At 41.1% G+C, this 14,870-nt stretch carries 14 protein-coding genes; 9 read left to right on the forward strand and 5 right to left on the reverse strand.

Annotated features, from left to right (window positions below):
* The coding region (feoB, locus tag MV676_RS03685) for a ferrous iron transport protein B (RefSeq protein ID WP_297445380.1) at positions 1–1,281 on the forward strand (1,281 nt) is incomplete at its 5' end.
* Positions 1,282–1,283: 2 nt separating this feature from the next.
* Here the strand turns inward: feoB and MV676_RS03690 are convergent.
* The 4 genes from MV676_RS03690 to MV676_RS03705 are packed head-to-tail and all read right to left on the reverse strand — an operon-like array spanning position 1,284 to position 4,112.
* On the reverse strand, positions 1,284–1,583 hold the full coding sequence (locus MV676_RS03690) for an MTH1187 family thiamine-binding protein (protein ID WP_297445382.1): 300 nt from the start codon (positions 1,581–1,583) through the stop codon (positions 1,284–1,286).
* Entirely contained in the window at positions 1,583–2,071 is a 489-nt protein-coding gene (locus MV676_RS03695; protein ID WP_297445384.1) for a bifunctional nuclease family protein, read from the reverse strand. The genes MV676_RS03690 and MV676_RS03695 overlap by 1 nt, the downstream gene beginning before the upstream one ends.
* Positions 2,065–3,405, reverse strand: a complete 1,341-nt coding sequence (gene miaB / locus MV676_RS03700) for a tRNA (N6-isopentenyl adenosine(37)-C2)-methylthiotransferase MiaB (protein ID WP_297445386.1) — start codon at positions 3,403–3,405, stop codon at positions 2,065–2,067. The genes MV676_RS03695 and miaB overlap by 7 nt, the downstream gene beginning before the upstream one ends.
* A complete protein-coding gene (locus MV676_RS03705; RefSeq protein ID WP_022846928.1) occupies positions 3,402–4,112 on the reverse strand; it encodes an OmpA family protein in 711 nt (236 codons plus the stop codon). The genes miaB and MV676_RS03705 overlap by 4 nt, the downstream gene beginning before the upstream one ends.
* Before the next feature lie 60 nt (positions 4,113–4,172).
* Between MV676_RS03705 and MV676_RS03710 the strand changes: the two genes are divergently transcribed.
* The 3 genes from MV676_RS03710 (at position 4,173) to MV676_RS03720 (ending at position 7,346) form a co-directional block, all read left to right on the forward strand.
* Positions 4,173–5,420 (forward strand): glutamate-5-semialdehyde dehydrogenase, encoded by a 1,248-nt coding sequence (locus MV676_RS03710; protein ID WP_297445388.1) that lies wholly within the window; start codon positions 4,173–4,175, stop codon positions 5,418–5,420.
* A 114-nt stretch (positions 5,421–5,534) separates the two neighbouring features.
* The gene (gene nadD, locus MV676_RS03715; protein ID WP_297445389.1) at positions 5,535–6,188 is read left to right on the forward strand and encodes a nicotinate-nucleotide adenylyltransferase; all 654 of its coding nucleotides are present in this window, start codon (positions 5,535–5,537) and stop codon (positions 6,186–6,188) included.
* Positions 6,189–6,308: 120 nt separating this feature from the next.
* Positions 6,309–7,346 carry a bile acid:sodium symporter gene (locus MV676_RS03720; protein ID WP_022846932.1) on the forward strand — a complete coding sequence of 346 codons (1,038 nt, stop codon included), beginning with the start codon at positions 6,309–6,311 and terminating at the stop codon, positions 7,344–7,346.
* A gap of 27 nt (positions 7,347–7,373) precedes the next feature.
* Here MV676_RS03720 and MV676_RS03725 read toward each other — a convergent pair whose 3' ends face one another.
* Positions 7,374–10,016, reverse strand: a complete 2,643-nt coding sequence (locus MV676_RS03725) for a CBS domain-containing protein (protein ID WP_297445391.1) — start codon at positions 10,014–10,016, stop codon at positions 7,374–7,376.
* A 77-nt stretch (positions 10,017–10,093) separates the two neighbouring features.
* Between MV676_RS03725 and folP the strand changes: the two genes are divergently transcribed.
* From folP to rsmA, 5 genes are read left to right on the forward strand one after another with little or no spacing between them, the layout of a single operon-like run.
* Positions 10,094–11,290: a dihydropteroate synthase gene (folP, locus tag MV676_RS03730; protein WP_297445392.1), complete on the forward strand. Its 1,197-nt coding sequence runs from the start codon at positions 10,094–10,096 to the stop codon at positions 11,288–11,290.
* Positions 11,291–12,118, forward strand: coding sequence for a diadenylate cyclase CdaA (gene cdaA, locus MV676_RS03735; protein WP_022846935.1), 828 nt, complete (start codon positions 11,291–11,293; stop codon positions 12,116–12,118).
* Positions 12,099–12,743, forward strand: coding sequence for a hypothetical protein (locus MV676_RS03740; protein ID WP_022846936.1), 645 nt, complete (start codon positions 12,099–12,101; stop codon positions 12,741–12,743). Before cdaA ends, MV676_RS03740 begins: the two co-directional genes overlap by 20 nt.
* Positions 12,744–12,745: 2 nt before the next feature.
* Positions 12,746–14,089, forward strand: coding sequence for a phosphoglucosamine mutase (gene glmM / locus MV676_RS03745; protein ID WP_297445393.1), 1,344 nt, complete (start codon positions 12,746–12,748; stop codon positions 14,087–14,089).
* Positions 14,079–14,864, forward strand: a complete 786-nt coding sequence (rsmA, locus tag MV676_RS03750) for a 16S rRNA (adenine(1518)-N(6)/adenine(1519)-N(6))-dimethyltransferase RsmA (protein ID WP_297445395.1) — start codon at positions 14,079–14,081, stop codon at positions 14,862–14,864. The genes glmM and rsmA overlap by 11 nt, the downstream gene beginning before the upstream one ends.
* Positions 14,865–14,870 lie beyond the last annotated feature (6 nt).

Below are 14,870 nucleotides of genomic sequence, written 5' to 3' on the forward strand. Positions count from 1 at the left end.
GGAGAAGAAATATCATCGGCAATACCAAAAGAACGATTCTTAATGGCTTCCCGCATTGCAAGAACTGTAATTGAGACAGACTACATAGCAGAGGAAGAGGAAGACTTCAGGGATAAAGTTGACAGATTTATAACCACACCGATTACAGGAATACCAATATTTTTTGCCATAATGGCAGCAGTTTTCAAGTTAACTTTTACATTCAGCACACCGTTTGTTGAGTGGATAGGCCACCTATTTGGCGAAACTCTGCCCGCAATGGTAGAAGCATTCTCCTTTCCTCAAACAATAGAATCACTTTTAAACAACGGTGTATTGGCAGGTGTAGGTTCTGTTTTATCTTTCCTTCCCATTCTTTTTGTCCTATACATACTCCTTTCAATTTTAGAAGATACAGGTTACATGGCAAGAGCAGCAGCACTCTGGGATAACTTTATGAGGCACTTTGGACTGTCAGGTTCTTCCGTTATCCCCCTTATCTTGGGATTCGGCTGTAACGTTCCTGCAATTTATGCAACAAGGGCAATGCGCTCGCCGGTTCACAAGCTTATAACAATGACGATAATTCCGTGGATGTCATGTAGTGCAAGACTCGCCGTTTACAGCGTTTTCATAGCAGCCTTTTTCAGGGACGAACGAACACTTATTGTATTAAGCCTATACACAATAGGCATTATAATGGGACTTATATTTGCAAAGGCTATGTCTATATTTTTGATTGATGAAGGGGAAGGTGAATTTTTCATAGAGCTACCTTCATATAAATTCCCTTCACTAAAAGTGGTTTTTAACCAGACTGTCATTGAGGTAAAGGACTTCCTCTCAAAAGCTGGAACAATTATCCTTTTTGCCTCTCTAATAATATGGGTCCTTGCAAGCTTTCCAGCCGGCGTTAAATACGCCGGCGAACACTCCGTAGCCGGAATGGCAGGAAAATGGCTTTTACCCCTGTTTAAACCGTTAGGGATAAATGACTGGAAACCTGTTGTTGCTCTGATTTTTGGCGCCGTTGCAAAAGAAGTAGTTGTAGGTACAATGGGAACGCTATACGGAAACGCAGAAATGCTGTCAACGGTGCTTAAAACAACGTTTACTCCTGCATCTGCCTTTGCCTACATAGTTTTTGTTCTTCTCTATATCCCATGTATAGCTACAATTTCAGCAATATACCAGGAAAGCGGTTCTAAAAAGTGGGTGGGTTTTATACTAACAGTAGAGCTTGTTGTAGCATGGATTACTGCTTTTGTCTTCTATCACGGAATCAGGCTCTTCGGCGGATAAAATTACTGTAGGGATTTTTTCAGCTTACTAACCTTACCCTCAACCGTTAACTTCGTATCTTTCCTCTCGTCTATTTTTATCGCTGTTATGACCCTTAAAGCGCCTTTCTCAAAAGGCCTTCTATGAATCTCAAGAGCCAATTGAAGCAGCTCCTCAACTTCACCTTGAACGATAACGCCCATCGCAGTAAGCTGAAAATGATAGCCTTTTTCTTTCAAAAACTTATAAGCATAGGAAACGTATTCACTAACACACGGATCTCCCGTACCTACAGGAACAACAGAAATCTCCATAACTGCCATTACTCTTCTTCTCCCTCTTCAAAAAGATACTTTAAAAGTTCTTCAAACTCTGCCTTTTGCTCACTCGTGTAGTGAGGGTTACCGTCAAGGGATATAATAGAAGCTCTCTGAATAACATCTTTCGTCACATATATGGGGGCACCCAGCCTTACAGCAACATTAATTGAATCACTCGGCCTTGCATCTATGTTTATAACTTCACCATCGTAACGTCTAACTACAATGGTGGCAAAGTAGATTCCATTGTCAAAGTCATTAATAATTACCTTCTCCACCTCTCCTCCAAGAGCCTGAATCATGTCACATATAAGGTCGTATGGAAAAGGTCTCGGTGCAACAGCTCCCAAAAGGTGCGTTTCAAGAAGCTCCGCTTCGTATTCACCTATCCAGATAGGTATTGCAAAGTTCTCCTCGACGTTCCCCAAAATAATGATAGGAAGACCGCTCAACCTATCGTGTGTTATTCCTATAACAGACACCTCTACCATCTCTCCACTCCTGCCAGCTGTTTTATTACTTTACCCCTCATGTAAAACGGTGTTGCCTCCTCTATCTCAACGTTTATAAGATTACCAATGAGAGAATCGTTCCTATCCACTATAACTATCTTATTATTCCGCGTCCGTCCTATCATCTTCTCACTGGTTGAAGGACTCAGGCCCTCAACTAAAATTTCCTGAACAGATCCAAGAAGGGCAAGGTTTCTCTCTTCCGCCTGCCTCTTCAGAAGGTTATTTAACTCAGTAAGCCTTCTGTTCTTTTCCTTTTTAGGAACATCATCTTCAAAAGAGAACGCCCGCGTTAAAGGTCTTGGAGAATATTCAAAGACAAAAGCCTGATCAAAAACACAGGTTTCTACAAGAGAAAGCGTTTGTTCAAAGTCTTCAACTGTCTCACCGGGAAATCCAACAATAAAGTCACCTGAAAGTGCTACGTTCGGCACCTCCTCTTTCAGCATCAAAACCTTCTCTATGTACTCTTCCCGGGTGTATCCCCTATTCATCTTCTCAAGAATTTTATTGGAACCACTCTGAGGCGGTAGGTGAACATACTCACAAACCTTCGGAATCTCTTTTATTGCTTTTATAATGGAAATATCAAAACCGGCAGGATGAGAAGTTGTAAACCTCACCCTTTCAATACCTTCAACCTGAGAGACCATGTAGAGTAAATCTGGCAGCCTGACACCGTTGTAATCGTAAAAGTCAACATTCTGACCAAGTAAGTGCACCTCTTTAACACCCTTTTCCGCAAGTCTTTTCACCTCATCTACAACATTTTCAGGCGGTACGCTCCTCTCTCTCCCTCTAACGTATGGAACGATACAGTAGGTACAGAACCTGTTGCAACCACGCTGAACCGTTACGTAAGCAACAAAAGGATTGGTTAAAAGCGGCTCTATTGAAGGAACAATTTCGCCCTCATTTTCAAGGAACGTATCAAGTATTTCTACAGATGGCCTTTCCAGGGCCTCAATGAAATCAAGAATCTTGTGAAAGTTGAATGTGCCCAAAATAATGTCAACATGAGGATATCTATCGAGAATAAATTTCCAGTCCCTTTGAGGAACACAGCCCGTAACAGCTATGACAAGCTCAGGCTTTTCTTTTTTTAATTTTTTAAGTTCACCAATAAAACTGTAAGCCTTGTTATCAGGCTTTGCTCTAACACTACAGGTGTTGACAATGACGATGTCAGCCTCTTTTAAATTTTCCGTCTTCTCGTATCCGGCAGAGGTAAGTATTCCTGCCATCTTTTCCGAATCGTTAACATTCATCTGACAGCCGAAAGTCTTTACAAAAAACCGCTTTCCTTTCATCATCTCTGTCCACACACATTATCAACGTACATATTTTCAGGATAGACGTAAACTTCAACACGCCTGTTGGCTGCCCTTCCATCAACCGTACTATTGGGCGCTATTGGCTTAGAAGATCCACAACCAAAGGCTAAAATTCTATAAGATGGAATACCTAAGCTTTCAAGTTCTTTTTTAACAGCTTCCGCTCTTCTTTCAGTAATAAGATTGTTAAAATCATCAGTCCCCGTGCTATCAGAAAAACCAGCAATAACTAAAAGAGAGTTCTTACCGTTAAAGGACTGTGCAATCGCCTTTATAACAGAATCGTTGACAATCCTATCCCTGTTAAGTTCAAAAATAAGTGAATCCTTAATGATTATTCTCACTCTTTGAGGCTCTTCAACCACCAAAAGGTCACCTTTAATAGACGGTAAATGACCAAACAGCGGTACAGAAGCAATAACCTTTGCTCCGGTTAAATCTCTAAACGCCTTTACTTCGTTTTCAAATATATACTTTGAAACCTCAATCTGAGGCTCCTTTCCTTCAGCTTCTTTCAAAGCTTCCTCTTCACGATTGACAGAAGGAACACTAACCTTAACCTCTGGAACTGCCTTTTTCGGTGGAATTGTAATCGTTACACCCGTGTTAACGACCGTCTGACCACATCCAGAAAGAACAACAATCGTTGAGATAGTGGCCAATAATGGTAAAATTTTTATCCTCACAGACAACCTCCGGTGAGCAAATGCCTGTAATTAATTTAAAACTGTTGGAGGAGGATATCAATGGAAATAAGAAAAATTGCTGAAGAAGCAAAAAAGGTCAGCTATAAACTGACAGGTATATCAACGAACGTGAAAAACAGAACACTGCTCAAAGCAGCGGAACTGATCGATGCAAAGAGAGACCTTATAAAAGCCGAAAATGAAAAAGATCTAAAAGCTGCAGAAGAAAAAGGCCTGTCAAAAGCCATGATTGACAGGCTCCTTTTAAACAAAAAAAGGATAAAAGGGATGATCGACGTCCTCCATGATGTTGCGAAAATGGAAGACCCTGTCGGTTCTGTGATAAAGATGTGGAAGCGCCCAAACGGTATAAAAATAGGGAAAATGAGAGTTCCGTTAGGTGTTGTGGGAATAATATACGAATCAAGGCCAAACGTCACAGTAGAGGCAGCTTCCCTCTGTATAAAAAGTTCAAACGCAATAATCCTGAAGGGCGGTAAAGAGGCGATAAACTCAAACAGGGTACTTGTAAACATCTTAAAGGAAGCTGCTGAATCTGAAGGATTCCCACCTGAGGCAATCCAGTTTGTTGATACAACCGACAGAAGCATCGTTAAAGAGATGGTTCAGTTAGACCAGTTTATAGATGTGATAATCCCGAGAGGCGGTGAAGGATTGATAAGATTTGTTGCAGAAAACTCAAGAATCCCTGTAATAAAACACTACAAGGGTGTCTGCCACGTGTTCGTTGACAAGTTTGCAGACCTTGAGAAAGCGTGGAACATCTGTTTCAATGCAAAGGTTCAAAGACCGGGTGTGTGCAACGCAATGGAAACTATGCTCGTTCACAGCGAAATAGCAGACGGATTTATGCCGGAAATGATAGAAAGGTTTAAAAAGGCCGGCGTTGAACTTAGAGGATGCGAAAGGGCAAGAGCTTACGACCCGGAATACATAAAAGAAGCGACAGAAGAAGACTGGTACGCCGAATACCTTGACCTGATACTTGCCGTCAAAATCGTTGATTCTCTTGAAGAGGCGATAGAACACATAAACACCTACGGCTCTCACCACAGCGACGCCATAGTGACAGAAAACTATACAAACGGCATGAAATTTCTCAACGACATCGATTCTGCTGCCGTTTACATAAACGCCTCAACCCGCTTCACAGATGGAAACGTTTTCGGCCTCGGTGCAGAGATGGGAATCTCTACCGATAAGATACACGTGAGAGGACCTATGGGACTTGAAGACCTTACAATTCCAAAATACATAATCTTTGGCAACGGACAGATAAGGGAGTAACATGAGAGAACAGATTTTCAATTACATATTTCTATTTTTACTGGTAGTGTTTCTGGTAAACATATTTGTCTGGATTCCGGTAACTTTAATAAAGAAGTTTAAAAGTGAGAAAAGATGAAAGCCCTGTTTGGCGGAAGCTTTAACCCGGTTCATATAGGGCATCTCGTCATAGCGCGGGATGTCCTTGAATCCTTTAGCTTCTCGGAAATCGTCTTTGTTCCTGCAAAAATCCAGCCTTTAAAAGGGAAACTGTCAATTCCACCGGAGGTTAGATTAGAACTTTTAGAGTTAGCAGTCAGAGAAATACCCTACTTTAAGGTATGGGATTACGAAATAAAAAAGGAAGGTGTTTCTTACACGATAGATACGCTTAAAGCCTTTAAGCAGAATGAAAAACAACCTCCCGTGTTTATAATGGGCGCCGACTCTTTCCTAACATTTCCAAAATGGAAGGAACCAAAAAAAATCCTTGAAATAGCTAAAATAATCGTGGTCAAAAGGCCTGAATACAACCTTAAAGCAGAAGAAATCCTGAAGCAGTTAAACGTAAAGAAAAAAATACAAGAGGGAACGTTAAAAAAACCTAACGACATCAACTCGGCAGATATCTTCATAATGAACGGAAGACTCATAGAGATAAGCTCAACGGAAGTAAGAAACCGCCTAAAGCAGGGGAGGGACGTCCGCTTTCTCGTTCCGGATACCTGTGCTAAAAAACTGAACGAATTAATAAAAACCGGAAAACTTTTCAACACCTCTCTTAGTTAGCATATCCTCACTTTTCCTCTGAAACACCCCTAGAAACGCCATTTTCTTTCATCAAAGAGGTTGACATTTATTGTAAAATTGCAATATTTATATGAACAGATAGAAACAGGAGGTGAGGTGATGAAAACACCACTTAAAGCGATGCAGTTTATAAAGAAAAATGTTCACTATCTTATAGTAACTGCAATCGTTGCAGGCCTTTTAAACGTTTACTTTACAGGTGGATGGAAAGTGCCAAAAACGGTGATTCTCTCGGTAATGATGTTTCTGGTAATTCTGCCTGTAATGATAAATCTGAAGATAGATGAAGTTTTCAAGCACCTAAAAGAACCAAAGGTGCTCTTTTTAAGCCTTGTAGTAAACTTTACAGTATCTCCGCTTATAGCATACGTTCTGGGAAAAATCTTCTTTGCCAACCACCCTGAACTTTTCGTTGCACTGACAATTCTATCTTTTATCCCGACAAGTGCCATGACGGCAGCATGGACCAGCATTTCAGGTGGCAAAGTCGAAACGGCAATGTTTCTGATTCCTGCCAATCTGCTCTTTGCAGCGTTCGTAGCTGTTCCTTTTATACTTCCAAAGGTAATCGGAAGCCAGATGACAATAAGTTCCTTTACGTTCATCAAAAGCATTCTCATAGTGTTCTTTATACCGCTCCTTGTGGGTCTTGTAATAAGAACACTCCTCATAAGGAAGTTTGGAATTGAAACATTTAACAGAGAAATCAAACCCGAATTGTCTGGAATAAGCAGTATCGGTATTGTTATTCTCTCATTTTTAGTCCTTTCAATGAGCAGAACGAAGCTTCTCTTTTCTCATCCGGACATCGTGCCTGTAATCGTTATTCCGCTTATCATCTACTACATCTCAATGCTGATATTCAGCACCATATATGCAAAGTTCTTAGTCGCAAGGAAGATATTAAAGCCTGAAGAGGCAATCGTTGTTGCTTTTGCATCAGCAGTAAGGCACCTTAACATAACACTTGCAATAATTCTCATAACATTCCCTGTGGACAAGGCAGCTTTGATGGTGCTATTCGTCGTGTTAGGGTTTATCATCCAGATTCCTCTCCTTGGATTCTACGTCCAGCACTACGCAAAAGATTTCGTGGCAAACCACCAGGAAAGAGAACTGCAAAAGGCCACAGCTTAAACCAGGCGGGGAAATCCCCGCCTTTTATTAAACAAGCTCAAGCTTTTTCTCTCTTAAAATTTTCTTCACTTCTTCTTCCAAAGCGTCATATTCATTCTCAACCTTTCCATCCAAAATTCTGTGCTTTAATTCCGTCAGCACCTCCTTAAAAACAGGGCCCGGTTTTAACCCCATCTCTTTAAGGTCATTTCCTGTTATGGCAAGTTTTAAATCTCTCCACTCTTTAAGATACTGCAACAACCTGTGCTTTAATTCCTCTTTCGTAGTTCTTGCAGCGACATAGAGAATCATTTCCTCTTTTTCTCTTTTCAATGTCTCGAAAAGCTCACTGTTGGTAAAACTGCCTTTCTCAAGTTTTGTCGTAAGCTGCTTTCCGCGATATATGAGATTTTTAATGAGATTTGCCTCATCTTCCGGAACAGAAAAATCCTTCAAAAGCCTGTCTATCTCCTCTGCAGGAAGACTTTCAAAGAAAGCGGCAAAGTAAAGAATCGGATAATCGACCCTGCTTCTGCTGAAAGTCAACCTGTGCCAATTAATTATCTTCCTTATCCTATCGAAAAAGTCCCTCTTTTTTTTGTTCCATATAAACCGCGGGCTAAAAGCCTTAAGTATTCCATATTCTTCCATTCGGTTTACAATCCTCAGCGGATTATCCTCTTCAAAAATATGTTTAAGCTCAAGGTAAACCCTTTTCCCTTCAACCGTTCTAAAGAGATTTTTCTGAACAGCAATCTTTAAAAGCTTCTCGGTATGTTTTCCTATATCAAAGCGATAACGAACGGCAAATCGCAAAGCCCTCAAAATCCTTGTAGGATCCTCAACAAAACTTAAAGCGTGAAGAACCCTTATCTTCTTTTCCTTTATGTCCTTCAAACCATTAAAGAAATCTACCAGCTTCCCGAATTCCCTGCCGTTAAGCTTAACGGCAAGTGTATTAATGGTGAAATCCCTCCGGAAAAGATCCTTTTTCAAAGGTGCCGTATCCACCTCTGGAAGAGCACCGGGTGCACGATAAATCTCCGTCCTTGCAGAGGCAAAATCCACCTTAAAGCCATCTAAAAGCGTAACCGTAGCCGTTTTGAACTTATCAAAAACGTGAACTTTTCCTCCCACCTCCTTAGCAAACGCCTTTGCCAGCTTTGTTGCATCGCCCTCAACGACAATATCAACATCAAGGTTTTTTCTTCCTATAATTAAATCTCTGACAAAGCCACCTATAACGTAAGCACTTATACCTTTTTCCGTTGCAACTTCACCAACCTTCTTCAAAAGTTCATAAACCTTTCCCGGAAGCCTTTCCTTTAACATCTGTTTCACATTTTTAAAGTGAGGCGAAGATGAACGCCTCATATAAAACTTTTCCGACTCATCTATCTCATCACGATAAAGATTCGTTAGAACATCCGTTCTCGTTATGACACCGACCACTTTACCCCTGTCTATGACAGGAACAAGCGTCTGCTGGTTTGAAACTATAATCTCCTCAATTTCACTTACAGGTGTATCCGGAAAAACGCAAGAAAACTCTCTCTCCATTACCGTTGAAACAGGTTCATCGTCCATTCCCATGTAATATGCTTTATCGGTTAAGCTCCTGTTTATGATACCTACAAGCATCCCCCTATCATCAAGGACAGGCGCAGCGTTTATTCCCTGCTTCATAAGAAACGAAAGACACTCTTTTACGGTCATATCCTTTTTAACAGTTTGTGCCGGTGAAGACATAATGTCTCCCGCCACCTTTGCCGGATAAACAATATCTTTAAGCACTTCTATCACTTTCTCTTTCACTTCGTAAACCGTCTTATCCCGAATTACTGCCGAAGCTGCCTCCGAATGCCCTCCACCGCCAAGTTTCTCTGCAAGTCTTGACACATCCACAAGGGGCGTTTTTGACCGACCTATTACAAATACTGTCCCTTCAACACCTGCCACGGCTATCAAGGCAGGATAGTTGTTGATGTCAAGCAGTTTACTGACGAGGTGGGCAATATCTCCCACGTATTTATCAAACTGCACAGTGGTAAGAGCTATCCTGTTACCGTTAATCTCAAGAATTTCAACGTTATCCTTTAAAACCTTCAAAATATCAATCTCTTCCGGTGAAAACTCCCTTGGAAGGTAGTGTTTTATTATTTCCGGATTGGCGCCGATTGAAAAGAGATAACCGGCCGCTATGTGATCAAGGGAGGACGTGCCTGGAAAAAGAAAACTTCCCGTATCAGAATAGATTCCTAAAGCCATTATTGAAGCTTCAAGTGGCGAAGGGATTATTCCCTTACCCTTTAGAATCATAGTAAGAAGGGAAGTTACCGCTCCAGTTTCCTTAAAGTAAAGCCTTACGTTTTTAAACCCTGAAGTTTCCCGTGTGTGGTGGTCATAAATAATCACGGGAACATCTTTCCCCGCTATTTTATCCTTAACCACTTCAGGTATTCTCTCTATGTCCGACGTGTCAACGACAATCAGCTTTTCTATTTCACCGTTAAAACCTGTCTCATCAACGTAATCAAGCAGTTTCGGATTCTCTTCAAGAACCTTAATAACATCTTTACCTTTCGTCCCCGGAAGGACGACAACCGCATCAGGATAAAGTTTCCTAACTGCAATGACAGCTCCAAGAGCATCAAGATCCATATTCTTATGAGCAGTTATAACGATAGCCATATTTCCCCTTTATTCACACGCTGCTTTATAGGTATAATTTAACTCATCATCTTCTATTTTAAACTACGGGGCAAACTATGTTCGTAACAATAAGAAAATTTACAAAAAGTAAACTTAAAGAGTTCTTGCTTACCATCGGAAACACACCTGAAGGTGCCGACATTCTCTCAAAAAAGGGCATTCTATATACGTTTGTAATAGAAGGAATAGACACAAGGGCAGCCAACATTCTAAAGCAGGACGCAATAGCTTCAGGAGGCGACTGCGCCCTACCAAGAGAAGCTTCTTCTTTCACATGTAAAACGTGCACAGCTGTCCTTATCGGTTCTCTCAGAACTATTGAAAAACTCCTTGAAAGAATGAAAAAGCAACCTTTCGGACTTAAAAAACTTGCTGACGAAATAAAGAGGCTGATAGAGGCCGATTCCAACACAAGGTTTGAGCTTAAAGCAAACGGAAAAACGCTTTCTCTTGAAAAGCCTACAATCATGGGCATTTTGAACACGACCCCCGATTCCTTTTCTGACGGCGGGAAGTGGACAACCGTCGATAGAGCCCTGAAGCACGCGGAGGAAATGATAGAAGACGGAGCGTCAATAATTGACGTTGGCGGTGAATCTACAAGACCTGGCGCCGAACCTGTCCCACTTGAAGAAGAGATGAGAAGAGTTGTTCCAGTGATAGAAGCAATAAGAAAAGAGTTTCCGAGCGTTTTTATATCCGTTGACACTTACAAATCAAAAGTAGCGGAGGAAGCCTTAAACGCAGGTGCCGACATAATAAACGACATAAGCGGTTTCCACTTTGACAACAGAATGGCAGAACTGGTAGCTGAAAGAAACGTCCCGGCCGTTCTCATGCATATAAAAGGAACACCGAGAGACATGCAGAAAAACCCCTACTACGAAGACGTAATAAAAGAGTTATGCCAATACTTTGAAGAGACCATAAAAGAAGCTAAAGAGAAAGGGGTTAAAAAGGAACAGATAATCATAGACCCGGGAATAGGTTTTGGGAAGCGGCTTGAAGATAACCTTACAATTCTTAAAAGGATTAACGAATTCAAAAGGTTTGGCGTTCCAATTCTGCTTGGCACTTCAAGAAAAAGTTTCATAAAAATGGTAACAGGCGAAGAAAATCCGGAAAAAAGAGTCGCCGGCTCTTTAGCATCAATAGTTAAAGGCGTTTTAAACGGTGTGAAAATTGTAAGAGTTCACGATGTAAAAGAGACGAAGCAGTTTTTAGACATACTACTTGCCATAGAGGACGCTTAAATGCTAAACATTCTACCTCAAATAACAATCAGGGACCTGATAGATATAGGACTTGTCTCTTTCCTTATATACAGAGTTTTAATCTATCTATCCAAAACGCGGGCGATACAGATCCTCTTTGGAATAATGACAATCGTTATGTTAAGCGTCCTGGCAAGAATCCTCGACCTCTACACTCTCTCTTTCCTCTTGAACAATGTTCTAACCATCGGAATATTTGCCCTCATCGTGATATTCCAGCCTGAAATAAGAAAACTGCTTGCAAGACTTGGCGAAGGGCAGATGGGACTGTTTGCCCAGAGATACGAAGCAGAAAAGGTCATTGACGAAATTGTCAGGGCTTCTGCCACCATGTCAGAGGACAAAATAGGAGCGCTAATAGTCATTGAAAGAGACGTAAAGACGGACAGCTACGCAGAAGCCGGAACAGAAATTGACGGTGAGGTATCAAAAGAACTGCTAATAACGATATTCTGGCCGGGAACGCCGCTACATGACGGCGCAGTCATTGTAAGGGAAGACAGGATAAAAAAGGCCGGCGTCTTTTTACCATTAACGTTAAACACCAAACTTCCACAGGTGGTGGGAACAAGGCACAGAGCAGCTATGGGAATAACGGAAGAGACCGATGCAATAGCCGTTATCGTTTCTGAAGAAACGGGAAACATATCAATAGCTTACCATGGAAAACTGATTAAAAACCTTGAACCCCAGAGGTTGAAAAGAATCTTGAAGTCACTTCTTGTAAAAGAGATAGAAACGAAAAATGCGCTGAAAGAACTACTTACCACTTTTTTGAAGGGCGAAAATGCTGAAAAAGATAGTTGATACAATATTTAAAAACTTTCACTACAAACTGCTGGCAGTGATATTCTCTTTTCTGCTGTGGTTCTTAGCTGCCAAGCAGGAATTCATCGTTTTAACTGTAAAACTGCCCGTAAAAATAATAACACCGGCAACCGTAAATGTGGCAAGCTACAAACCGGAAAAATTAACAGTCGAAGTTGAGGGAACAAAAAAATCCATAGAATTTATTAAAAAAGAGGGAGAACTCTACATAAACCTACCCGCTCATTTCACTAAAGATAACGGAACGATAACCTTACCCGTTAACCTTTCAATGTTAACACTTAAACCGCAACTTCCGGACATCTCTATCAGAAGTGTTAAAACAAAAACCATTACATTAAAACTTGAAAAAGTCATAGAAAAACTTACTCCGGTAAAAGTTGTCCTAACTGGCAAAAACAGACACAAATTCAAAGCCAAAATAGTAACACCCAACTACGTAACCGTTTACGTGCCTCAATCAAAAGCGGCAGAAGTAAAATTGGTAAAAACAGAACCCATAAACACGGACAACCTGAAAACAAGCGCAACCATTTACGCTAAAATAGAATCCCCTTACAGAACTTTCCCGGAAAGCGTGAAAGTGAAGCTGATCAGGAGGTAATAATGCCGAAGAAGAAACTCTTTGGAACTGATGGTATCCGCGGCGTGGCAAACGAATTTCCTTTAACCTGTGAAATGACGCAAAAAATCGGCGTGGCAGCAGGATGCTACCTTAAAGCCAAGTATCCCGACAAAAAACATACAGTTGTGATTGGAAAAGACACCCGCGCCTCTTCTGATATGATAATTTCAGCCCTCATATCAGGACTGACCGCTACAGGCATTGACGTTACGTATCTTGGAACGACAACAACACCTTCTATTTCATACATGGTGAAAAACTTTTCCCTATCAATGGGCATTATGGTCTCTGCATCCCACAACCCCGCAGAGTACAACGGTATAAAGTTCTTTAATCGGGAAGGAAAAAAGTTTTCAGAGATGGAAGAGGCCTCCCTCGAGCTTGTAATATTCAACAAGTACGAACTTCCAAAAGCATCAGCTCTTGAAATAGGCAGAATCTTTGATGGAAGAGGACTTCTTGAAAGCTACGCAAAATTCCTTGAAGAAGCCGGAACATACCTTGCAGGACTTAGAATAGCCCTTGACTGTGCCAACGGTGCAGCCTACATGATAGCACCGGAAGTTTTTAAAGCTTTAGGCGCAAAAGTGTTCATTTACAACGCAGAACCTGACGGCCTCAATATAAACAGAAACTGCGGCGCTACACATCCTGAATTTCTCGCAGAAAAGGTAAAAGAGATAAAAGCAGATGTCGGATTTGCCTTTGACGGCGACGCTGACAGGTGTGTTGCAGTTGACGAAAAAGGAAACATTATAGACGGCGATGAAATAATAGCCCTTCTATCTGATTACTTTGGTGAATCAGAACCTGTTGTTGCAACGGTTATGAGCAATCTTGGACTTGAAAAATATATAAGGTCGAAAGGCATAGAGTTTTACAGAACACCTGTTGGCGACAGACACGTATCGGAAAAGATGGAAGAAGTAGGCGCTATCATAGGTGGTGAACAGTCCGGCCACATAATAATAAAAAGGTTCATGGAAACAGGCGACGGTGTTCTGACAGCAATCCTTCTTGCCTCAATTCTTAAAAAGAGCGGCAAAACGTTCAGTGAACTTACAAACGTGTTTAAAAAGTATCCCCAAAAGCTTGTAAACCTTAAAGTTAAAGAGAAAAAACCTATAGACAGGTTAGAAGAGGTCAAAAAGGCAATCGCCGATGCAGAACTTACACTTGAAGACAGGGGAAGGATCCTTGTAAGGTATTCGGGAACGGAACCTCTGGTCAGAATAATGGTGGAAGCCGAAAGTGAAGACCTGATAGAAAAAACCATTTCAACAATTGAAGAAGCATTTAAAAGAGAGGGCATTGTTGAAGAATAAACCTCCAAGACTTAAAAAATCCCTCGGACAGCACTTTTTAAAAGATAGAAACATCATAAAAAAGATAGTTGATGCCGCCGGGATAGAAACGGACGATACGGTCGTTGAAATAGGTCCCGGCGGCGGTGCCTTAACGGAAGAGATTTTAGAAAGAAACCCCCAATCCCTCGTATGCGTTGAAATAGACCCTGAAATGGTGGAATTTTTAAAAGAGAAGTTCAAAACCCGTAAAAACTTCACAATTTTAAACGAAGATGCAAAAAAATTTGACCTGTCACAGGTGGGAAGCAACCTGAAAGTTTTAGGCAACCTTCCCTACAATGTTTCCACCGCAATAATAAGAAACCTTTTAAACTACATTGACAGCGTTCAGACAGTCATATTTATGACTCAAAAAGAGGTGGCACAAAGGCTAACCAGCACCGTGGGAAAAGATTACGGCTACCTGCCGGCGCTGCTTCAAAACTTTTTCAAAATAGAGAAACTTTTTGACGTCCCGCCTGGTGCCTTTGTTCCGCCGCCTAAAGTCTGGTCAACCGTTTTTAAGATGACCCCTTTAGGTTTTAGAATGGAAGAAAAAGAACTTAAAAAATTTGAAAGCTTTTTGAAAAAAGCCTTCTCAAACAGGCGGAAAAAGCTGAAAAACAACATAGGAAAACCGCCTTCAGCAGAATTGGAAGAGATGTTCCAAAAGAGAGCCGAAGAGATACCGCCAACTGAAATGCTGTCTCTTTTCAGAAAAATCCGGCAAATAGCACCGAAACAAAATTTTTAGTAAAAT

Origin of the sequence: Desulfurobacterium sp., assembly GCF_027028515.1 — a bacterium.
Lineage (GTDB): Bacteria > Aquificota > Aquificia > Desulfurobacteriales > Desulfurobacteriaceae > Desulfurobacterium_A.